The 20,100-nt window shown below is 41.7% G+C and carries 20 protein-coding genes; 16 read left to right on the top strand and 4 right to left on the bottom strand.

Annotation, left to right across the window (positions count from 1 at the left end):
* The first annotated feature begins 72 nt into the window (after positions 1-72).
* Entirely contained in the window at positions 73-432 is a 360-nt protein-coding gene (locus tag J6836_RS10545; RefSeq protein ID WP_219249112.1) for a hypothetical protein, read from the top strand.
* 268 nt (positions 433-700) lie between these two features.
* Here J6836_RS10545 and J6836_RS10540 read toward each other — a convergent pair whose 3' ends face one another.
* The gene (locus tag J6836_RS10540; protein WP_219249110.1) at positions 701-1,144 is read right to left on the bottom strand and encodes a hypothetical protein; all 444 of its coding nucleotides are present in this window, start codon (positions 1,142-1,144) and stop codon (positions 701-703) included.
* A gap of 1,639 nt (positions 1,145-2,783) precedes the next feature.
* Between J6836_RS10540 and flhD the strand changes: the two genes are divergently transcribed.
* From flhD to J6836_RS10475, 13 genes are all read left to right on the top strand, one after another.
* Positions 2,784-3,134, top strand: coding sequence for a flagellar transcriptional regulator FlhD (gene flhD / locus J6836_RS10535; RefSeq protein ID WP_219249108.1), 351 nt, complete (start codon positions 2,784-2,786; stop codon positions 3,132-3,134).
* Complete coding sequence (flhC, locus tag J6836_RS10530) at positions 3,131-3,721, top strand: flagellar transcriptional regulator FlhC (protein WP_219249107.1); 591 nt, start codon at positions 3,131-3,133, stop codon at positions 3,719-3,721. Before flhD ends, flhC begins: the two co-directional genes overlap by 4 nt.
* A gap of 95 nt (positions 3,722-3,816) precedes the next feature.
* Positions 3,817-4,704, top strand: a complete 888-nt coding sequence (gene motA, locus J6836_RS10525) for a flagellar motor stator protein MotA (protein WP_219249106.1) — start codon at positions 3,817-3,819, stop codon at positions 4,702-4,704.
* Positions 4,705-4,711: 7 nt separating this feature from the next.
* Positions 4,712-5,635 (top strand): flagellar motor protein MotB, encoded by a 924-nt coding sequence (gene motB, locus J6836_RS10520; protein ID WP_255586384.1) that lies wholly within the window; start codon positions 4,712-4,714, stop codon positions 5,633-5,635.
* A gap of 98 nt (positions 5,636-5,733) precedes the next feature.
* Positions 5,734-7,788, top strand: a complete 2,055-nt coding sequence (cheA, locus tag J6836_RS10515) for a chemotaxis protein CheA (RefSeq protein WP_219249105.1) — start codon at positions 5,734-5,736, stop codon at positions 7,786-7,788.
* A 16-nt stretch (positions 7,789-7,804) separates the two neighbouring features.
* Positions 7,805-8,302 carry a chemotaxis protein CheW gene (cheW, locus tag J6836_RS10510; protein ID WP_004909833.1) on the top strand — a complete coding sequence of 166 codons (498 nt, stop codon included), beginning with the start codon at positions 7,805-7,807 and terminating at the stop codon, positions 8,300-8,302.
* A 103-nt stretch (positions 8,303-8,405) separates the two neighbouring features.
* Positions 8,406-10,091 (top strand): methyl-accepting chemotaxis protein, encoded by a 1,686-nt coding sequence (locus J6836_RS10505; RefSeq protein ID WP_219249104.1) that lies wholly within the window; start codon positions 8,406-8,408, stop codon positions 10,089-10,091.
* Between the two features lie 116 nt (positions 10,092-10,207).
* Positions 10,208-11,776 carry a methyl-accepting chemotaxis protein gene (locus tag J6836_RS10500; protein ID WP_219249103.1) on the top strand — a complete coding sequence of 523 codons (1,569 nt, stop codon included), beginning with the start codon at positions 10,208-10,210 and terminating at the stop codon, positions 11,774-11,776.
* 128 nt (positions 11,777-11,904) lie between these two features.
* Positions 11,905-12,741, top strand: coding sequence for a CheR family methyltransferase (locus J6836_RS10495; protein ID WP_219249102.1), 837 nt, complete (start codon positions 11,905-11,907; stop codon positions 12,739-12,741).
* Positions 12,741-13,808, top strand: a complete 1,068-nt coding sequence (locus J6836_RS10490; protein WP_219249101.1) for a protein-glutamate methylesterase/protein-glutamine glutaminase — start codon at positions 12,741-12,743, stop codon at positions 13,806-13,808. Before J6836_RS10495 ends, J6836_RS10490 begins: the two co-directional genes overlap by 1 nt.
* Positions 13,809-13,847: 39 nt before the next feature.
* Positions 13,848-14,240: a chemotaxis response regulator CheY gene (gene cheY, locus J6836_RS10485; RefSeq protein WP_206083837.1), complete on the top strand. Its 393-nt coding sequence runs from the start codon at positions 13,848-13,850 to the stop codon at positions 14,238-14,240.
* 24 nt (positions 14,241-14,264) lie between these two features.
* On the top strand, positions 14,265-14,903 hold the full coding sequence (locus J6836_RS10480; protein WP_219249099.1) for a protein phosphatase CheZ: 639 nt from the start codon (positions 14,265-14,267) through the stop codon (positions 14,901-14,903).
* Positions 14,904-15,016: 113 nt separating this feature from the next.
* Positions 15,017-15,316 (top strand): helix-turn-helix transcriptional regulator, encoded by a 300-nt coding sequence (locus tag J6836_RS10475; protein ID WP_219249097.1) that lies wholly within the window; start codon positions 15,017-15,019, stop codon positions 15,314-15,316.
* 7 nt (positions 15,317-15,323) lie between these two features.
* Here the strand turns inward: J6836_RS10475 and J6836_RS10470 are convergent, their stop codons facing one another.
* From J6836_RS10470 to J6836_RS10460, 3 genes are read right to left on the bottom strand one after another with little or no spacing between them, the layout of a single operon-like run.
* Positions 15,324-15,881, bottom strand: a complete 558-nt coding sequence (locus J6836_RS10470) for a hypothetical protein (protein ID WP_219249096.1) — start codon at positions 15,879-15,881, stop codon at positions 15,324-15,326.
* 14 nt (positions 15,882-15,895) lie between these two features.
* Positions 15,896-16,204: a CcdB family protein gene (locus tag J6836_RS10465; protein ID WP_219249095.1), complete on the bottom strand. Its 309-nt coding sequence runs from the start codon at positions 16,202-16,204 to the stop codon at positions 15,896-15,898.
* Complete coding sequence (locus J6836_RS10460; RefSeq protein ID WP_219249094.1) at positions 16,204-16,446, bottom strand: type II toxin-antitoxin system CcdA family antitoxin; 243 nt, start codon at positions 16,444-16,446, stop codon at positions 16,204-16,206. The genes J6836_RS10465 and J6836_RS10460 overlap by 1 nt, the downstream gene beginning before the upstream one ends.
* A gap of 263 nt (positions 16,447-16,709) precedes the next feature.
* Here J6836_RS10460 and flhB point away from each other — a divergent pair, with 263 nt between their 5' ends.
* A complete protein-coding gene (flhB, locus tag J6836_RS10455; protein ID WP_219249093.1) occupies positions 16,710-17,861 on the top strand; it encodes a flagellar biosynthesis protein FlhB in 1,152 nt (383 codons plus the stop codon).
* The gene (gene flhA / locus J6836_RS10450; RefSeq protein WP_219249092.1) at positions 17,854-19,953 is read left to right on the top strand and encodes a flagellar biosynthesis protein FlhA; all 2,100 of its coding nucleotides are present in this window, start codon (positions 17,854-17,856) and stop codon (positions 19,951-19,953) included. Before flhB ends, flhA begins: the two co-directional genes overlap by 8 nt.
* The last annotated feature ends 147 nt before the right edge of the window (positions 19,954-20,100 follow it).

Genomic DNA, 20,100 nt, shown 5'->3' with positions numbered 1-20,100 from the left:
TTAGGGGTTTTTTATTGCCAAAACGTTACTTCTACCCTAGTATTTTCGCACTTAACTTAAATGTGGTGATGTATGAAAAAGGGACTCGCGCTAATTGCTTTGGTTCAAATCTATGCAGGCGTTGCGTATGGAGATGCATTTTTTGATAACCTGAGAGATTTTGAAATAAAATCATTAACAAGTATAGGCAATAAAATCTCAGAATCAGACAGGTATAACTCTGGATATTTTAAAGATAAAAATTGTGGGTTAGAGGTTGAGATTAATAAAGACGGGAGCGTTGGTGGCATAAGTGAGACTGGCGATAATAACGATAAAGATTTCTGCCTATTTTTAATTAATGAAATAAGAAATACTATAATACCAAGTTACACTCAACTGGGTGAAAATGATAAAAGTAGAAAGCTCTCTATAAATATGCGTGGTGAGTAGTAAAAGATCACTCTGCTTCAATTTGCACTCTCGCTAAGCTAATACTGGGTGGGATTCTAACCCGTCCTTGGGCTACGATTCATTTACGACATAACACCATCATCCAGAACACACTTACACCCCTTAACCAAGGTCTTTTGCTTTACTGCCAATAAGGTCAGTAACACCAGATGGCTCTAAGATGACGAATTACTCGGTGAGTTGAATATCTATTCAATAGTAATATCGATGTTGGTCATTTTTATGGAGTACACAGGTTGGTTATCATCTAATTCTGAACTCTTTTATGCACTGAAACTGTTGCCTCATATCCTAACAAGTACAAAGCTTGTTCTAACATGTCAATTTTTGAAGCATAGTGAATATCCAGTAACCGTTCTATTTGTTGTGCATTAATGTTCATTTTTCTTGCTAAATCAACGCGTAAAGTTTTTGTTTCTAAGATGGCATTATGCAGTGCAATCTTAAGGCAGCTTAAAATGGGCAAATAAATAGGAAATGTATTTTCATTCTTTTGTGCTGCTAAGGGGACTGGAATCGGTTTTCTTGAGGTTATCAGCTCTGCAAATGTCGCCAATAAAACGTCTTCAGCTTCCAATTCAACATCATCTTTGCAAAAAGTAACACCTTGAATGTCAGGAAAATCACAAAAATTAATTTCATAGGCGCCTTCTTCTTCGACAAAATCAACATTGGCGAAATAAGTGAACATAATCTTCTCTCCTAAAATGGAACAACAAACAGGCAGTATAAAGTAAAGATTGAAGAGTTTCAGGCTAATCCATGGTGAGAGAGGGTGTAATTTACTTATCTACAGGCTAGTGAATGATGCTTTTACAACTTGTTTTAGTGAAATGCCTGTTTTTTGAGCACAGCGGCATAAATATATCAATGAGAACATAGTTTTATTCGGAAATTATTCAGAAATAAAGAAATCAAATGTGAACAACCTCCCAATTCTTATAAGTTTTTTTCTATGGCAGTGGATTATTATTTTGCTGAATTTACACGCAAAAAGCTCACTGAATTATTTTAAATAAAATCAATTCATTTATACGCTTCAACACCTAGTTATAAGCAAAATTACTTAAGTGAAATGTGCAGATCGCAAGAGTTGTTAAAATAAAAGTATATAGTAATCATGCGTTACAATCACTTTTGTTTATTTTAATCTTAACTCGACCAATTTAGAGGTTAAAAGAATTAAGTAAAAATACAAATTAAAATATAAGGCTAAGCGTTAATTTTATTCTTATTTTGAATGTTGCAAAGAGAGTAAAAACAGCGAAGAGAAACAGAATGTTCTCAATTGAAACTTTCATTTTTTTAAAGGCTATACAGGGCAGCGCTAGACCGTAGGTTGATCATTTTATTAAAAAAAATAAATTTTTAGTTATCTGAATAAAAAAAACAAAAATTAATTAGCGAAAAATGCGTCATTAAAAAAATAATAACAATAAAATTACTGAAAATATAAAACAACTAATAATATATAACACATATATTTAAACTAAATATTTCTTCTATTACTCCTGAATTTTATTAAGTTAATTAATTTTATTAATATTATAATTTGACTACATTATAACTATAGTTTAATTATTCTAATGAAAACTATAATTGTAAGTATTATATGTATGACAAAATAATAACTTTGAATGCCATAAATAGGATTGAATAATTTTGAATGATGAAGAGTTATTTGATTAAACTTATTGAAAATTAATGATTAAGTTTTATTCCGGAATTGCCGATATTACGAGATATCGATAGTAGTTGACTGAGTTTCTTAATATCAAATATTGATTTGGATCAATATTTCGATTTTGATGTTGTGCTTGGTTTTTTTTGCTTTCAAATCACATGAAAAGAGTGAGTACTTTGATTAAAGTCCTGTCATTTGACATAGGGTGAGCTAAAGTGTTGCGGATATTTAGGTTAGGGAGGGAGAAGATAAGGAAATAATAAAGATTATTTAATGAATGAATGGATCATTATCCCAATGAGGCAAAAAGAAACATAAGTACCTTGAATAGTTAATTTAGTGGTGCATAATAATTGGCGACTAATAATGACATCGGCAAATTCTGACTTTTACTGAAAGTGCTAACTTTTTAGTCATTCTTTATTGTTTGTAGGTATTCAGGAAATGTATTTAATTTAAGTTTGAAGATTTGTGTTTTTATACTCCAAACTGGGTATTTACCAAAGGACAACATGGGAAGTAAAGGAATACATTTATCCAGTTTAATTAATTTTACTAATAACTATTTTTAGCCACACAAAACTTTCAAATTCATATTTGTTCTTTTTGCACACAGATGTTGATAAATATTCGGAAAGGAAAAAAAATGAGCTCGACGACAGATTTTCTGAAGCATATATACGATATTAACCTCTCATATTTGCTATTAGCCCAAAAACTCATCTCCCAAGAGAAAGCCTCTGCGATGTTTCGTCTGGGTATCTCTGATGCAATGGCAACTACTTTAGCAGACCTTACGCTTCCTCAATTGGTCAAATTGGCAGAAACAAACCAGCTAATCTGCCAGTTTAGATTTGAGAATAGCGATACGATTGAAAAGCTAACCCGCGACTCAAGGGTTGATGAATTGCAACAAATTCATACAGGTATCCTCCTTTCGACCCGATTATTGCAAACGCATAGTCAAGGCGACACAGATATAGCGAGAAAAAGATGAGTACCGCAGCTGAAAAAAGTATTGTCCAAGAAGCGAATGATATTCGCTTAGCCATGGAATTAATCACTTTAGGCGCTCGCCTTCAAATGCTAGAAAGTGAAACACAAATTAGCCGAGGTCGTTTAGTTCGTTTATATAAAGAGCTAAGAGGCTGCCCCCCACCAAAAGGTATGTTACCGTTCTCAACAGATTGGTTTATGACATGGGAACAGAACATTCATTCATCCATGTTTTATAATGCTTATCAGTTTTTACTGCAAAGTGGCCACTGCCAAGGCGTTGATGCTATCTTAAAAGCCTATAGATTGTATCTTGAACAATGTATCCCTGAACCAGGCGATGAGCCATTGTTAGCTCTGACTCGTGCTTGGACGCTTGTCCGTTTTGTTGAAAGTGGCATGTTGCAAAGCTCAAAATGCAGTTGCTGCCATGGCTCGTTTATTACCTATGCACACATTCCAGAAAATAGTTTTACTTGCAGTTTGTGCCAGCCGCCATCACGGGCAATAAAAAAACGTAAACTTTCCGAGCATCTCGCCGATATTACGCTATATCGACAGGATGGCATTACTAAAGCGGTAATGTAATTGGATTGATTTGGTCAACAGGCAAATTTTTGCCTGTTACTCCTAATATTCCCTTTGACTGCCATCTGTTAACCAACGGAGTGAAAGGGAATATTGTGTTAATACTCATCGGGTATATCATTGTTACAGTAGCGGTTATTGGCGGTTATCTCATGGTCGGTGGCCATTTAGGCGCGCTATATCAACCCGCTGAATTTATTATTATATTAGGTGCTGGCTTAGGGGCCTTTGTCGTTGGTAACAGTGGCAAATCCATCATCGCCTTATGTAAAGTATTACCGAAACTTTTCCGCCGTTCTTCCTATAATAAAACGATGTCAATGGACTTGATGGCATTGTTATTCCAGTTACTCAATAAATCTCGCCAGCAAGGGTTACTTGCATTAGAAAAAGACATTGAAAACCCCCAAGAAAGCGAAATTTTCTCTCAGTACCCTCGTATTCTTAAAGATCCCTCTACCATGATGTTTATCGTGGATTATTTGCGTTTGATGGTAAGCAGCAACTTACAAAGCCATGAAATTGAAGCTTTAATGGATGAAGAATTAGAAACATTTCGCCAAGAAAATGAAGTGCCGGCCTCTGGCTTAAATATGGTCGGTGATTCGATGCCCGCTTTTGGTATTGTGGCGGCGGTATTAGGTGTTGTGAATGCATTGGGATCAGCTGACCGACCTGCGGGTGAGTTGGGGGCATTAATTGCTCATGCGATGGTTGGGACATTCTTAGGTATTTTAGTTGCTTATGGTTTTATTTTGCCATTGGCGGCACTGATTCGACTGCGCAGTAGTGAACAATTAAAAATGATGGAATGTATCAAAGTAACATTCTTATCTGCATTACAAGGGTATGCGCCACAAATTGCCGTGGAATTTGGCCGTAAAGTGTTATTCAGTGCGGATAGGCCATCATTCGTTGAACTAGAAGACAAAGTTCGCGAAGTCAAAGTGGGTGCTCGTTCACAAGAAACCACTGAGGAGTAACACTAGGATGGCAGCCAATACCCCTCATGTAATTCGAGTCAAAAAACGTAACTCTCATCATCAAGGTGGTCACGGCGGTTCGTGGAAAATTGCTTATGCCGATTTTATGACTGCGATGATGGCATTCTTTTTGGTGATGTGGCTGATATCAATTTCAAGTCCTCAAGAACTCACGCAAATCGCAGAATATTTTCGAACCCCGCTTAGCACAGCGATAAACCCAGGCACGAAAAGTGGTGATGCGACTAACCCTATCCCTGGCGGGGGTAAAGATCCCATCTTCCGTGAAGGGGACGTAATGCCTGAACCGAATAATATTACTGATGGTAATGTTAATTATCGATTTGAAAAGCTTAAGGAAGCCCTTGAGCAGGCGATTTTGAAAGACCCGCGTCTAAATGAGTTAAAGCCGCATTTATTGATCGACATGATTAATGACGGCCTACGCATTCAAATTGTGGATAGTGAAAATCGTCCGATGTTTAAAGTCGGTTCCGCAATAGTCGAACCTTACATGCGCGATATTTTACGCGCCATTGCCCCTTTACTAAATGACGTACCCAATCGAATCAGCATTTCAGGCCATACCGATGACTTAGCTTATGCCAACGGGGCGAATTACAGCAACTGGGAGCTTTCATCAGACAGAGCAAATGCTTCGCGGCGTGAGTTGATCCGCGGGGGCATGGATGAGCGCAAAGTTTTACGCGTGGTTGGTATGGCATCAGCAATTCATTTAGATAAAGACAATGGACTTGCACCGATTAACCGACGGATCAGCATCATTGTTCTCAATGATGAGGAAACAAAACAAATATTACGTGAATACGACGGAGCAAAACCGATTTCTGACGTATTGGGAAAGCCGGCAACGAAGATGACTCCTGAGAATGTGGTAACGGCGAAGACACAGAAAAAAGCCGATGAATAGGCTGTGTTTGTGAATAAGTACATTACGATTTTTTATTGCCTGCCGGATTTTCCGGCAGTCAGCGTTAAGTGAAACCTAAGCGAAACTGGATAAAAACCATGGATATTACCGAGTTTTATCAAACATTTTTCGATGAAGCCGACGAGTTGCTCAGGGATATGGAACAACATTTACTTGAGCTTGATCCTTTTGACCCGGATAGCGAGCAGCTAAATGCCATTTTCCGCAGTGCGCACTCAATAAAAGGAGGTGCTGCAACCTTTGGTTTCACACAGTTGCAAAATACCACGCACACACTGGAAAACTTGCTCGATAAGGCACGTCACGATGAGTTAACACTCACGCCTGATATCATCGATGTATTTTTGGATACCAAAGATGTGATGGCGTCTCAGCTCGATGCATACAAAAATGATTCGTTACCTGATGAAGAGTCATTTAAACGGATTTGTGAAGTGCTTGGGCGTGTTGAGAACCATGTGGAAGAAGTGATTGACACGTCACCAACTATTGAAAATGTTGAACCCGCAGAAGCGGTAACTGACGAAGAAAAACATGTTGGATCTCAAGGGGAATTTTCACATTACTTTAAAATCACATTAAGTGGACTTAAAGATACTGAAGTGGATTTACTCGCTGATGAGCTCGAGCTGTTTGGCCATTTATATCATACCGAAAAAGCGGCAAATAGCCTGCAAGCATGGTTAGGCACAAATACCAACATCGAGGATGTTTGTGGAGTGCTGTGTTTTGTGGTGGATGAATCACAAATTGCACAGGAAGCTGTTTCGTTTTCCGATTGCCAATCGTTCGCACCACAAGCAGAGCAAGAAAGTGAAGATGAACCCAGTCAGGAAACGGAAATTGTGGTGCCAAAAGAAGTGGTTAAGTCTGCTGTAGCAGCAAGCCCTTCGAAAAAGCCTGCCGTGACAAAACCGAAAGGGGATTCCAGTAGTATTCGTGTTGCCGTGGAAAAGGTCGACCAATTAATCAACCTTGTGGGTGAGTTAGTGATTATCCAGTCCATGCTGACACAGCATAGCCAGCATGTTGATCAAAACGAATACAGTGATTTGTTGAGCTCCATTGTGCAGTTAGAGCGTAATTCGCGCGCATTGCAAGAGTCTGTTATGTCTATACGCATGATGCCAATGGATTATGTTTTCAGTCGTTTCCCGCGCATGGTGCGTGATATTGCCTCGAAATTAGGTAAGAAAATTGAGTTAAAAGTTGAGGGTAGCTCAACAGAACTTGATAAGAGCCTGATTGAGCGCATTGTCGACCCGCTAAACCACCTTGTCCGTAATAGCTTAGATCATGGCATTGAAAAACCAGACGTTCGCGTGGCAAATGGCAAGCCAGAAGCAGGGACGTTGACCCTCGCCGCTGCACATCAAAGCGGCAATATTTGCATTGAAGTGCGTGATGATGGGGCAGGACTGAACCGTGAGCGTATTTTGGCAAAAGCGCGTTCCCAAGGAATGAATGTGCATGACGCCATGAGTAATGATGAAGTGGCGATGCTGATCATGGCACCAGGCTTTTCTACCGCAGAGGTCGTGACCGATGTCTCGGGTCGAGGTGTGGGGATGGATGTGGTGAAGAGGAATATTCAAGATATGGGTGGCCGCATTCAAATCGGTTTCACCGAAGGTAAAGGCACTATCATTCGTATTTTACTTCCTTTAACCCTTGCAATCCTTGATGGAATGTCAGTCAAAGTGGCGGAAGATGTATTCATTGTGCCTTTGAGCGCCATTATCAGCACCTTACAACCTCGCCAAGAAGATATCTATCGCCTAGCGGGTGAAGAAAAAATGTTGTTGGTTCGTGGAGAATACTTGCCATTGGTCGAACTTCACCACGTTTTTTCTATTGAAGAAGCAGAACGCAATTTGGATAACAGCATCGTGTTAATTATTCAAAATGCGGGGCACCGTTTTGCCTTGCTGGTGGACAAACTTGTCGGGCAGCAACAAGTGGTGGTGAAAAATATCGAAAGCAACTACCGCAAAATTCCGGGTATTTCTGCCGCAACGATTATGGGCGATGGTTCTGTTGCATTGATTTTAGATGTGGCTGAGCTGCAAAAAATGAATAACAGCATTTTGATCAAAAAGAAACAGCAGGTTTCCCAACCTGTCGTGCACTAAATAGAGGCCATACACCATGTCTATGTTAGATGATGATTTAAATAAACACGAAGAAGAAAAAAACGGCGAAGGTTACCTCATTTTTACCTTAGGTGAAGAAGAGTACGGCATTGAAATCTTAAAAGTGCAGGAAATTCGAGGTTACGAGCAAGTCACACGTATCGCAAACACCCCTGATTTTATTAAGGGTGTGACAAATTTGCGTGGAGTTATTATCCCAATCATCGATTTACGAGTGAAATTCTCCCATGAAAATGTGGTGTACAACGATAACACTGTTGTGATTGTGGTGAATTTAAAAGATCGCGTAGTTGGTATTGTCGTTGACGGCGTTTCAGATGTGTTGGTGCTCAATGAAGAGCAAATTGCACCACCACCTGATTTTGCAGTGACACTGTCCACCCAATATCTCACTGGTTTAGGGACACTTAATGACCGCATGCTCATTTTAGTGGACATTGAAAAGCTACTGACAAGTGATGAGATGGCGCTGATTGACAGCATGGCTGAGTAATTCTCAGCCTAAAAAATTGCTCAAATAATAATAAGTCATTAACTAAAGTTTTTGGTTGGATGACCGATATCCAAAATACAACAAATAATGTTAGTAAAACGTCATGTACAGTCGAATTAAAATCGTATCAGGACTTTTGTCCGTCATTTTTATCTTTATTTTACTGCAACTGGTATCCAGTGGGTTGATGTTCACCAAACTCGGCGATAACAGTGACAGTATTAATTATTTAAATTCACTACAACGCCAAAGACAAGTATTAACAGAAAGCTGGGTTAACCTTTTACAAGCCCGTGCCAATTTAAATCGGTCAATCAACGCCTATCTTTTAGATGGTCGCAAAATTCAAGATGATGCGACAACGGAAGACCTGATTAAAGCGGCAAAACGTAACTTTAAAGCTGCGGACGACGCATATGGTCGCTATAACAAGTTAATGCAAAGCTCGGAGTATGATAAAGCCAAGTTTGAAAAGCTTTTTAGCACCTATGAAACTTACCGTGATGCATTAATTAAGCTTAGTGACTTCGCTGAAAAAGGCGACCTAGAAGGTTTCTATGCCCACAGAACATCGGGGCATCAGATGAAGTTTGAAGAGCAATTTAATGCTTATTTCGCTGATATTTCAGCGGATTTTCAGGAGGAAGTTGTTAATGCAGATAATAATTATCACCAATCATTATACATGTTGGTGACATTATCGATTCTGCTCGCCTTTATTGGTTTCTTCAGTTATCGCTATGTGCGTAAAGGAATTATTGAGCCGTTAGGTGCATTAAACGAGCGCATTAAAGTCTTCGCATCGGGTGATTTAACGCCTTCTATTACCGCGGCTTCGAATAATGAAATTGGCGAATTAGCCAATGGTGTCCAGCACATGCAACAAGAGCTGATTAACACGGTTCGTGGCGTATTAGATGGCAGTGAAACCATTTATCAAGGCACCACTGAAATTGCCGCAGGCAATAATGACCTTTCTTCACGTACTGAGCAACAAGTGGCGTGTTTGGAAGAGACTTCAGCCAGTATGAGCGAATTAACTGCAACAGTTAAGCAAAATACAGATTACGCCCATCAAGCTAGTGAGTACGCAAACCAAGCTTCTGCTATTGCAAAAGAGGGAGGGAAAGTGGTTTCCAACGTGGTGAGTACCATGTTGAACATCGCTGATAGCTCACAAAAAATCTCTGATATCACTGCAGTGATTGACAGCATTGCCTTCCAAACCAATATATTAGCACTGAATGCGGCTGTTGAAGCAGCACGTGCTGGTGAACATGGTCGTGGCTTTGCTGTTGTGGCAGACGAAGTGCGTAACCTAGCACAACGCAGTGCAGATGCCGCCAAAGAAATCAAAACGTTGATTGAGGACTCGGTTTCAAGAACAGGAACGGGTGCGCGCCAAGCAGAAGACGCGGGCGAAACGATGACGAAAATTGTGGAATCGGTCACGCGAGTTACCGACATCATGACGCACATCGCGACCGCTTCTGATGAGCAAAGCAAAGGCATTTCACAGGTCAGCATTGCCGTCGCTGAAATGGATAAAGTGACCCAACAAAACGCCTCGTTAGTTGAACAGTCGGCAGTGGCAGCGAATGTATTAGAAGAGCAAGTGGCTAAATTGTCACAGCTTATCTCAATTTTCCGCTTACCACCGTTAAAACAAAGTGAAATACGCAATACAAAACCAGCGGCAAGAACGGTATCCAATATCGTGAAAACCCCGGATCTGAAAAAATTATCATCGAAGGAACATAAAGATGATGACAACTGGGAAACTTTCTAAGCATTAAGCATGGCTTCACGCTGCAAAGCTCAGGCTTTGCAGCGTTTCTGTGCATTAGAAAACAAGCAATGTTTTAAGCAAACAGCTCTCTTAGCTGGCACAAATGGGGATTATCTATGTTTGGTAAAAATATCCGAATTTCGGTGAGTTTATATCTGCTTCTGTTTTTATTTTGTGGAATGCAGATTGTGTCGAGCGGGGTTTCTGTTGGGATTGTTGTTAGTGAATTAAATGCATTAGAACGTATTGATTTGGGTTCTGATAAGCGAGCCATGCTTGAGGAAACCAATAAGCATTTAATGCAAGCGCGTAATAGTCTAACGCAAATTGCATTATTAAATAAGGTGGGTGGGCATGAGCAACTCATCGAAGAGACACAAGTGACTTTCGATAAATTATTAGAAGAAGCACAGAAAGATTACACCACCTTTAAGAACCAACCAATTTTGAGTGAAAAAGAAAATCTCGCCGCTCTTGATGCGAAATATCAAGCCTTTGTTGTGACACTCAAAGCATTAAAAGCACACTTAGATAACAAAGATGTTGCGGCGTATATTGCGCTTCCAGCCCAAGAAAACCAAGATCAGCTCGCTCAGGTGATTGATGAGTATCTTGCATTGCTGAATATTGAAAATGATGAGTCTCTTGCCGCTGCACGCATGTACAACACCTTTGCGTGGAGTTCATTCTGTTCCGTGATCGTGATTATTATTTTAGTGATCGCTTTTGCCCATTATTGGATGAAACGTAAAGTGATTAACCCATTGAAAAGCATGGGAGAGCATTTTGCTTTAGTTGCAGATGGCAAGTTGAATGAACATATCGAAGTGTCTACGCGTGATGAAATTGGCGAGGTGTTTGGCAAGCTCAAACAAATGCAAGAATCGTTAGTCACTTCTGTCACGGCATTGCGTACTAATACCGACCAAATGTATACCGGTATTCGAGAAATTGCTTTAGGTAATAACAACTTATCTTCCCGTACAGAGCAGCAAGCGGCATCTCTTGAAGAAACTGCAGCTAGTATGGAAGAGCTTACTGCGACCGTTAAACAGAATGCGGATAACGCACGACAAGCCAGTGAACTTGCGGTTAGTGCATCGAAAACGGCAACGAAAGGCGGTGAAATCACCGAAGATGTTATCGATACCATGACATCGATTTCCAACAGTTCGCAAAAAATTAGCGCAATTATTAGCGTGATTGATGGCATCGCATTCCAGACCAATATCTTAGCCCTAAATGCTGCGGTTGAAGCGGCGCGTGCGGGTGAACAAGGCCGTGGATTCTCTGTGGTAGCAGGGGAAGTTAGGGCATTAGCACAACGCAGCGCTGAAGCGGCAAAAGAAATTAAAACGTTAATTGATGAGTCTGTGGGCCGCGTAAGTCAAGGTTCGCAGTTGGTGAATGAAGCAGGTGCCACCATGAATGAATTGGTTGCTGCGGTAAACCAAGTAACGGAATTAATGGGGAACATTGCCTCTGCTTCGAATGAGCAAAGTCGCGGAATTGAGCAAGTTGCTACCGCTGTTAGCCAAATGGACTTAGTCACACAGCAAAACGCGGCATTAGTTGAGCAATCAACCAGTGCAACGGCGGCACTTGAAGACCAAGCTAATAACTTAGTGGATACCGTCGCATTCTTTGAACTCCCTGAAAGTTCAGCAAACCGTAGTCGATATTAAGTGTTGAGAAAACTCACAATGAGTTTTCGGCAGGGAGAAATGAACCGTTTGGGGCATTTCTCTTGCCATTAAAGGCAGCGCATTAGGTGGCTGCTTCTGGATTTTTATTGAATAGGACGACAAGTACGATGCTTTTTGTACCACAGATAGAACCACTGACTGATGATGAGTTTGGTCGGGTTTGTCGATTTATTCATAAAAAATCAGGCATAGTCCTAACCATGAATAAAAAAAATATGGTCTATAACCGGCTGTTAAAGCGGTTACGTGACTGTAATCTCGACAATTTTTCTGATTATTTACGCATGCTTGAGCGCGAGCCGCATAATGCGGAATGGCAAGCTTTTGTTAATGCGTTAACCACAAACTTAACCGCATTCTTTCGGGAGCCACATCATTTTGTCACGTTAACGGATTTTATTCGTACGCGTAAAAATAGCCCAATCACGATTTGGTGTGCTGCTTCTTCAACAGGTGAAGAGCCGTATTCCATCGCGATGACATTAAGTGATGTTTTGGGGCCAAATGCCGTTAATGCCAAAGTGATAGCCAGTGATATTGATACAGAAGTGCTTGAAAAAGCAAAACAAGGTGTGTACCGCATTGAAGAACTGAAGTCACTAAGCGCGCTTCAGCGCCAACGTTACTTTATGAAAGGGGTTGGTGAATTTGAAGGTTATGCACGAGTCAAACCTGCGTTAAGGCAGATGATTGAATTTCGTTATTTAAATCTGAGTGATCATGACTGGCAACTCCAGCACCGCTTTGATGCAATTTTTTGCCGTAACGTAATGATTTACTTTGATAAAGATATGCAAATAAAAATGCTTGAGCGTTTTGCGCCACTGCTTAAGCCGGATGGATTGTTATTTATTGGGCATTCAGAAAACCTATCACAATTAACGCAAAGCTTTGTGATCAAAGGACAAACCGTCTACAGCGTACAAGCTGGAAGGAGGGGGTAATGAAAAAAATAAAAGTGCTATGTGTGGATGACTCAGCACTGATGCGTCAATTAATGCGTGAAATCATTAATAGCCATGACGATATGGAGGTAGTGGATACTGCCCCCGATCCTTACGTTGCGCGTGATTTAATTAAGCAGCTCGAACCCGATGTGATCACGCTAGATGTTGAAATGCCGCGTATGGATGGTATTGATTTTTTAGAAAAATTAATGCGTTTGCACCCAATGCCAGTGGTGATGGTGTCGACTCTGACCTCAAAAGGTTCTGAGGTTACGCTTAAAGCGTTGGAGCTTGGCGCAGTAGACTTTGTTACCAAACCGCAAATTGGTATCCGCGAAACCATGATGAGCTACCGCGATATTATCGGTGAAAAAATCCGTGCGGCAGCAATGTCAAAAATTACTCAACGCAGTCGCTTTGTGAAGTCAGAAAAAAAAGTGACTGAGCCAGTTTCGCAAGCTAAAGCGTTGTCCCCGTACGTGTGTAACAGCCGTGTGATTGCCGTTGGTGCATCCACTGGCGGAACAGAAGCGATTCGCCAATTTTTAGAAATGTTACCGCGTGAATGCCCGCCAGTGGTGATCACACAGCACATGCCAGCGGGGTTTACACGCTCATTTGCAGACAGGCTCAACAAACTGTGTGTGTTGACGGTAAAAGAAGCTGAAAACAATGAGTTATTGCAAAAAGGCCATGCCTACATTGCCCCTGGTGATTCGCATATGTTGATTGCAGATAAAGGCAAAGGCTTCCAAGTGATTTTGCAACAAAGCGAACCTGTTAATCGCCATCGCCCATCGGTAGATGTGCTATTTGATTCAGTTGCTCAATGTGTCGGGCGCAAATGTATTGGTGTGTTATTGACTGGTATGGGGATGGATGGCGCCAAAGGATTATTGAACTTACGTAAACAAGGAGCAATTACCTACGCGCAGAACGAAAGTAGCTGTGTAGTGTTTGGTATGCCGCGAGCTGCAATTGAAATGGATGCAGTGGACGAAGTGCAAGATATTCGAAAAATTGCCCCAAGTGTTTTAGCAAGACTTTCTTCTGTCACTGTGTAACAGCGGCAGAAATTCACAATTGTATTTGAAGGAGTGGTTATGGCCGCTAAAGATCTTAGTTTTCTGGTTGTTGATGATTTTTCTACCATGCGTCGCATCGTCCGTAACTTATTAAAAGAGCTCGGGTTTAGCAAAATAGAAGAAGCAGAAGATGGCGTTGATGCGTTAGAAAAAATTCGTGCAGGCAACATCGATTTTGTGGTTGCAGACTGGAATATGCCAAATATGGATGGTTTAGAGCTGCTTAAAACCATTCGTGGCGATGATGCACTGAAGCATATCCCTGTTTTGATGGTGACGGCGGAAGCGAAAAAAGAAAACATTATTGCTGCTGCGCAAGCAGGGGCAAGTGGTTACGTGGTTAAACCGTTCACCGCTGCCATCTTAGAAGAAAAACTGAATAAAGTATTTGAAAAAATGGGTCTGCAATAACAGTGCGTACCAAAGGAGATTTTCATGACTGAGCAAGTAGGTATGGAAGGTATTCGAAGTGGTAATGATGATTTAAAACAAGTCATTACGCGCATTGGTACGCTGATGAGAACCCTGCGTGAAAGTATGCGCGAGTTGGGCCTCGAAAAGAGTGTTCAACAGGCTGTAGCTAGCATTCCAGATGGGAAAGATAGGTTGCGTTATATTGCGCAAATGACGGCGCAAGCAGCAGAAAAAACCTTAAACGGCATTGATGTCATCAAGCCACTGCAAGTGGATATGAATAAAAATGCGCAGGCACTGCAACAACAATGGCAAGAAACAGCGGGTGGTGCGGTTCCTGCACAATTACGTGAGTCGACAGAAGCCTTTTTAGGGCAAGTTATCCAAGACAGTGAAACCACCAAAGCGGAACTGTTGGAAATCATGATGGCGCAAGATTTTCAGGATTTAACTGGGCAAGTCATCAAAAAAATGATGGAAGTGGTTGAAGAAGCTGAGAAACAACTGCTCGCATTATTAATGGAAAATACGCCACCTGAAATGCGTGCGAAAACGCAAAACGAAGGTTTACTCAATGGCCCACAAATCAATAAAGAAGGCGTCAATGTGATGGCATCTCAATCACAAGTTGATGACCTGCTTGATGAGCTTGGCTTTTAGGTTTTTGTAATAATTTGACCATTTTTCATGGGGCTACGCGAATTGATGACGATTGACGTAGCTTCAGGTTATCTATTTCAATTAACTCGCTTATGGTGACAGGGTGTATTCACATGAGAAATAATGATTTGATTTCTAATTTGATAAACGATGAAAAAAGGGAAAGGCGAGAAGAACTTGACCACGAAACAGCTTGCCTTGAATTAGAACTGCGTAAAGCATTAATTAGCCAGTTGCGTATGGCTCGCCTTGCGAATAACTATACACAAGTTGAAATTGCCGAAAAAATGCAAACGCAAAAGCAAAATATTTCCCGTTTAGAAAAAGGGCAGTTTGACCCCAAACTCGGTACGTTGCTCAAATATGCCCAAGCTGTAGGTATGCAAATTACGTTAAACCCAGCAGCTAAATAATATTTAGCTAATCATGTTGGTAGACGGCAATAATTTTATGGCCGAGTACGTGTTCAAATTGGGCAATAAAATCATCGTGGATATCCCAATTATGAAAGCGAAAACCTAAGTTACCAAAGGCCCATTGAGGGTTAAATTGCCAACCAGACAGTGGTGAGTGAAAATCACATTGAAAGCAGGCTAAGCTTTCGGGTTTATCTTCATACCAATCGGAAATTACGTCACTCCACGCATGGCTGTGTTCAGTTTGCTCTGCACCACATTGTGGGCAGTAAATGCCAATTCCATTGCCGCCCGCATGAAAAACAGTGCGTTCAGTGACAATGGACAAACTGTTTTTGAGTTGATCTTCAGGGAGTTGGGTGGGAACAATTTTGTCATTAATAACGTACAAAACAGGTTCTTTATAAGCAGGCATTGGCCGATAAATCACCTCATCATATTCAATCGCTTGAAAGTTAGGGTCGATGATCCCTTGTGTTTGTAACCAATTGAGCATGCGAGCAGCTTCTTTTGGTGCATCTTCAAGTGTGATACCGGGGGCGACAAGGTGGCAAGTATCCATAAGAACCTTATTAATTAGAACCCATCAATGAGTAGGTCAATGGCTTTTTTGATACGTTCTCTTTCATCACTTAAATTTTTGATTTCTTTACCCAATAGAGATTTCGGCACAGCAGACATTAAGTGAGTCATTAAAATATAGTCATGACCAAGAATCGAAAGGCATGGGGTGAGTTTATCAGGTACTGGCTGGTGTAATAAATCGCTATCATATAAAGGGATGACCAATCGAGTATTCAGAATATCAATAATATCACTTTGAATATCAACTAGGTAGGGAGCACGAATGGCATCGCCTCTATTTTGATAGAGATGGTATTGCATTAAAATTCCTTGTATTTGTCAAAGAGCAGTCCGTGCTCTTCGCTGATCCTATTAAGTTCATTGAAACCCGCAATGTTTTTTTCTTTCCACTTGATGGCTTCCACTTTTTTTAATTCTTCGGCTAATGCTTTACATAAGATGGCCGATAAATTTAATTTCGCTTGTTTGGCTTGCTCATATAGCTCGGGTGTCACGGTTACACTCACTGTTTTTTTAATCCTATGTGTTGCAAGGTTGCTCATGATAAATTCCTTATACACGTGTATTCACCCGTGTAAGCTATCACAGTTTCGTGTGAATATGGATATTTTATCACCACTTTTTCTCTGTGCGAGAAAAATAGGGTCACCCGTTTTTTATTTGCCAAGCGCTTCGCAAAGTTGCTGTCTTCTTGTGCAATAGGCAAATAACCCCCTCGAACTGCGTCTATTTTCCACCATTGATTTTTTTACACTCTGTCATGCTATAGCGATAACTCGTATTTTCGCTAAATTTTGGAACCACGGTGTCCGACGAGAGTGATGTAGAAAAAACAGAAGAGCCCACCCCCCATAAAAAGCAAAAAGCCAAAGATGATGGGCAAATCGTTCGTTCAAAGGAACTTAGCTCACTAATGATGATGTTGGCGGGTATTAGCTTGCTTTGGTTAAGTGGCGGGCACCTTGCGACACAACTTCGCCAAATTGCTCGCCAAGGTTTTATTTTTGATGGTCATTATTTGCAAAATACAGGCTTAATGATCAGCTATTTAGGTCGCGTGGTTAGCGAAGCGTTATTTGCATTACTGCCTGTTATTGGCGGTTTGGCACTGGTGGGGATTTCCGCTTCATCGTTAGTGGGCGGGTTAGTGTTTAACAGTAAATTGATTAAGTTCGATTTAAAAAAGCTCAACCCAATAAAGGGGCTAAAACGTATTTTTTCAATGAATGCGTTATCGGAATTGTTTAAAGCAATTTTGAAGTCGCTGTTTGTTGGGTTAGGTGCATATATTTTTTTATGGCAAAGCTGGCCTTCCTTACTGCATTTAGTGATGGAGTCGCCTGTTACCGCGCTCAGTAATGCCCTGCAAAAAGTGATTTTTGCGGGGTATTTAATTGTGTTTTTGCTGATCCCAATGGTGGCATTTGATGTGTTTTACCAATTTCGCTCTCATTTGAAGAAATTGCGCATGAGCCGCCAAGAAATTAAAGATGAGTTTAAGCAGCAAGAGGGTGACCCGCACATTAAAGCTAAAATTCGCCAACAACAGCGGGCGATAGCGCGGAATCGCATGATGTCGGATGTGCCACTTGCGGATGTGATAGTCACCAACCCGACGCACTACGCCGTGGCGCTGAAATATGATGATAAGCGCATGGGTGCGCCAAAAGTGTTGGCGAAAGGCGCGGGTGTCATTGCGCAGCGCATTAAGGAAATTGGTGAGGAACACCGAATATTACAGTTAGAAGCACCGCCGCTTGCAAGGGCGTTATACCGCCACGCAGAGATAGGGCAAAGCATCCCTGTTGCGCTATATGCGGCGGTTGCAGAAGTTTTAGCATGGGTTTACCAACTGCGCCGTTGGCGTCGTGAAGGTGGGCTCAGACCGAAGAAACCGAAAAATTTACCAGTGCCACCGACGCTGGACTTTGCTGGAGATAACAATCGCGATGGCTAATTTGGCTGCACTTTTAAAATTGCCGAAAAACTTACAAGGAACGCAGTGGCAAATACTCGCGGGTCCGGTTCTTATCTTATTGATTTTGTCGATGATGGTATTGCCATTACCGGCATTTTTATTGGATTTACTGTTTACCTTTAATATTGCCCTTTCCATCATGGTGTTATTGGTGGCGATGTTCACCAAGCGGACACTTGATTTCGCTGCATTTCCAACTATCTTGCTATTCGCCACACTATTGCGTTTATCATTGAATATCGCATCGACACGAATTATTTTGTTAGATGGGCACACTGGGCCTGACGCCGCAGGGCGGGTGGTTGAAGCCTTTGGCCACTTTTTGGTGGGCGGTAACTTCGCTATCGGAATTGTCGTCTTTATCATCCTTGTCTTGATTAACTTTATGGTTATCACTAAAGGGGCGGGGCGTATCGCTGAAGTGGGCGCTCGCTTTGTGTTGGATGGTATGCCCGGTAAGCAAATGGCTATCGATGCGGACCTTAACGCGGGGATCATTAACGATGATGAAGCCAAAAAACGCCGTGCAGAAGTGACTCAAGAAGCGGATTTTTATGGCTCAATGGATGGTGCGAGTAAATTCGTGCGCGGGGATGCTATCGCGGGGATCATGATTATGGTGATCAACGTGGTGGGCGGGTTAATCGTCGGTGTGGGGCAGCACAATATGTCGCTGGGGGATGCGACCAGCGCCTATACCTTGCTGACCATTGGTGATGGCCTAGTCGCGCAAATTCCTGCATTAATTATTTCTACCGCAGCAGGGGTTATCGTAACTCGCGTTGCAACAGATGAAGACGTGGGCGAACAGATGGTGAGCCAGCTGTTCAATAACCCACGTGTTTTGTGGCTCAGTGCGGCTGTACTTGGTTTAATTGGCCTAATTCCGGGCATGCCAAACTTTGTTTTCTTGTTATTCACTGCAGCACTGGCGGGGCTGGGATGGTATTTAGTGCGTAAATCCCAACAACCGGAAAGTGCGAAGGGGGATAATAGCCAAGCTTTACATTTCCAAGAAGCCAATAAAGTGGTGGAAGCCACGTGGGACGATGTCCAATTAGAAGACTTATTGGCGATGGAAGTGGGTTATCGATTGATCCCACTTGTGGATAACGACCAACAAGGTGAATTACTTGGTCGCTTACGTGGTTTACGTAAAAAATTCGCTCAAGAGGTGGGGTATTTACCGCCAGTTGTCCATATTTGTGACAACTTAGCACTTTCCCCTTGTGAGTACCGTATTTTAATTAAAGGCGCAGAAGTTGGGCGTGGTGAAGCACAACCTGGACGTAGTTTAGCCATTGACCCGGGTAATGCAGCGGGGACGTTACAAGGTGATGCAACCCGAGAGCCAGCCTTTGGTTTGCCCGCAGTTTGGATTGATGATGATTTACGTGAAGAAGCGCAAATCCAAGGGTATACCGTGGTTTCAGCAAGTACGGCGGTAGCGACGCACTTTAACCAAATTTTATTGCAAAACTCGAGCACGTTATTTGGTCGCCAAGAAGCACAAATGCTATATGACCGCGTGAAAAAAGAGATGCCAAAACTGGCGGATGACCTTATCCCAGATACGATTTCATTAACGATTTTGCACCGTGTTTTACAAAATTTATTAATGGAAGATGTGGTGATCCGCGATATGCGCACCATCATTGAAACGTTAGCGGAAATGGCTGGGGAAAATGGTGAGCAAAAAGACACTGATTACCTCACCTCACAAGTTCGCATTGCGTTAGGTCGTGCAATTACTCAGCAATGGTTTGGTAATGCGGAAGAAATTCAAGTGATTGGGCTAGATGCCGGATTGGAGCAAATTCTTCTGCAAGCCGCGAAAAATGGCGGTGGATTAGAGCCAAACCTTGCACAGTTTATCCAAACGCAAGCGGAGCAAGCGGTTTCTCACCAAGAGGCGATGGGGGCACCAAATGTCTTGCTCGTGAACCATGCGTTGAGGTTAATTCTGTCGCGCTTCTTACGTCGCAGCCTGCCACAACTGGTGGTGATGTCGAATTTAGAAATGACAGATCACCGTAAAATTAGGATGACATCAATGATTAGTGGTAGTTGATAAGGGGCTTTATTCGTCAAGGTTAATTGCGAAGATATTGAGATAAAAGGAGCGGGTCGATTCTTATCAAGCCGCTCCTTTTTTTGTATACCTCATACGGGGAGTTTAACCTGAATTCGGATTTACTTTTATTCAAACTATGGTAAT

The sequence above is a fragment of the Providencia sp. R33 genome (assembly GCF_019343475.1).
GTDB lineage: Bacteria > Pseudomonadota > Gammaproteobacteria > Enterobacterales > Enterobacteriaceae > Providencia.
This window is presented reverse-complemented; position numbering and strand designations above follow the sequence as displayed.

Coding starts and splice junctions, on each gene's coding strand:
- J6836_RS10480 (WP_219249099.1), top strand. CDS start 14,265: ATGACTGAGCAAGTAGGTATGGAAGGTATTCGAAGTGGTAATGATGAT.
- J6836_RS10505 (WP_219249104.1), top strand. CDS start 8,406: ATGTACAGTCGAATTAAAATCGTATCAGGACTTTTGTCCGTCATTTTT.
- J6836_RS10500 (WP_219249103.1), top strand. CDS start 10,208: ATGTTTGGTAAAAATATCCGAATTTCGGTGAGTTTATATCTGCTTCTG.
- J6836_RS10490 (WP_219249101.1), top strand. CDS start 12,741: ATGAAAAAAATAAAAGTGCTATGTGTGGATGACTCAGCACTGATGCGT.
- flhC (WP_219249107.1), top strand. CDS start 3,131: ATGAGTACCGCAGCTGAAAAAAGTATTGTCCAAGAAGCGAATGATATT.
- J6836_RS10460 (WP_219249094.1), bottom strand. CDS start 16,446: ATGAGCAACCTTGCAACACATAGGATTAAAAAAACAGTGAGTGTAACC.
- J6836_RS10540 (WP_219249110.1), bottom strand. CDS start 1,144: ATGTTCACTTATTTCGCCAATGTTGATTTTGTCGAAGAAGAAGGCGCC.
- J6836_RS10495 (WP_219249102.1), top strand. CDS start 11,905: ATGCTTTTTGTACCACAGATAGAACCACTGACTGATGATGAGTTTGGT.
- J6836_RS10470 (WP_219249096.1), bottom strand. CDS start 15,881: ATGGATACTTGCCACCTTGTCGCCCCCGGTATCACACTTGAAGATGCA.
- cheW (WP_004909833.1), top strand. CDS start 7,805: ATGTCTATGTTAGATGATGATTTAAATAAACACGAAGAAGAAAAAAAC.
- cheA (WP_219249105.1), top strand. CDS start 5,734: ATGGATATTACCGAGTTTTATCAAACATTTTTCGATGAAGCCGACGAG.
- cheY (WP_206083837.1), top strand. CDS start 13,848: ATGGCCGCTAAAGATCTTAGTTTTCTGGTTGTTGATGATTTTTCTACC.
- J6836_RS10475 (WP_219249097.1), top strand. CDS start 15,017: ATGAGAAATAATGATTTGATTTCTAATTTGATAAACGATGAAAAAAGG.
- flhD (WP_219249108.1), top strand. CDS start 2,784: ATGAGCTCGACGACAGATTTTCTGAAGCATATATACGATATTAACCTC.
- J6836_RS10465 (WP_219249095.1), bottom strand. CDS start 16,204: ATGCAATACCATCTCTATCAAAATAGAGGCGATGCCATTCGTGCTCCC.
- motB (WP_255586384.1), top strand. CDS start 4,712: ATGGCAGCCAATACCCCTCATGTAATTCGAGTCAAAAAACGTAACTCT.
- J6836_RS10545 (WP_219249112.1), top strand. CDS start 73: ATGAAAAAGGGACTCGCGCTAATTGCTTTGGTTCAAATCTATGCAGGC.
- flhA (WP_219249092.1), top strand. CDS start 17,854: ATGGCTAATTTGGCTGCACTTTTAAAATTGCCGAAAAACTTACAAGGA.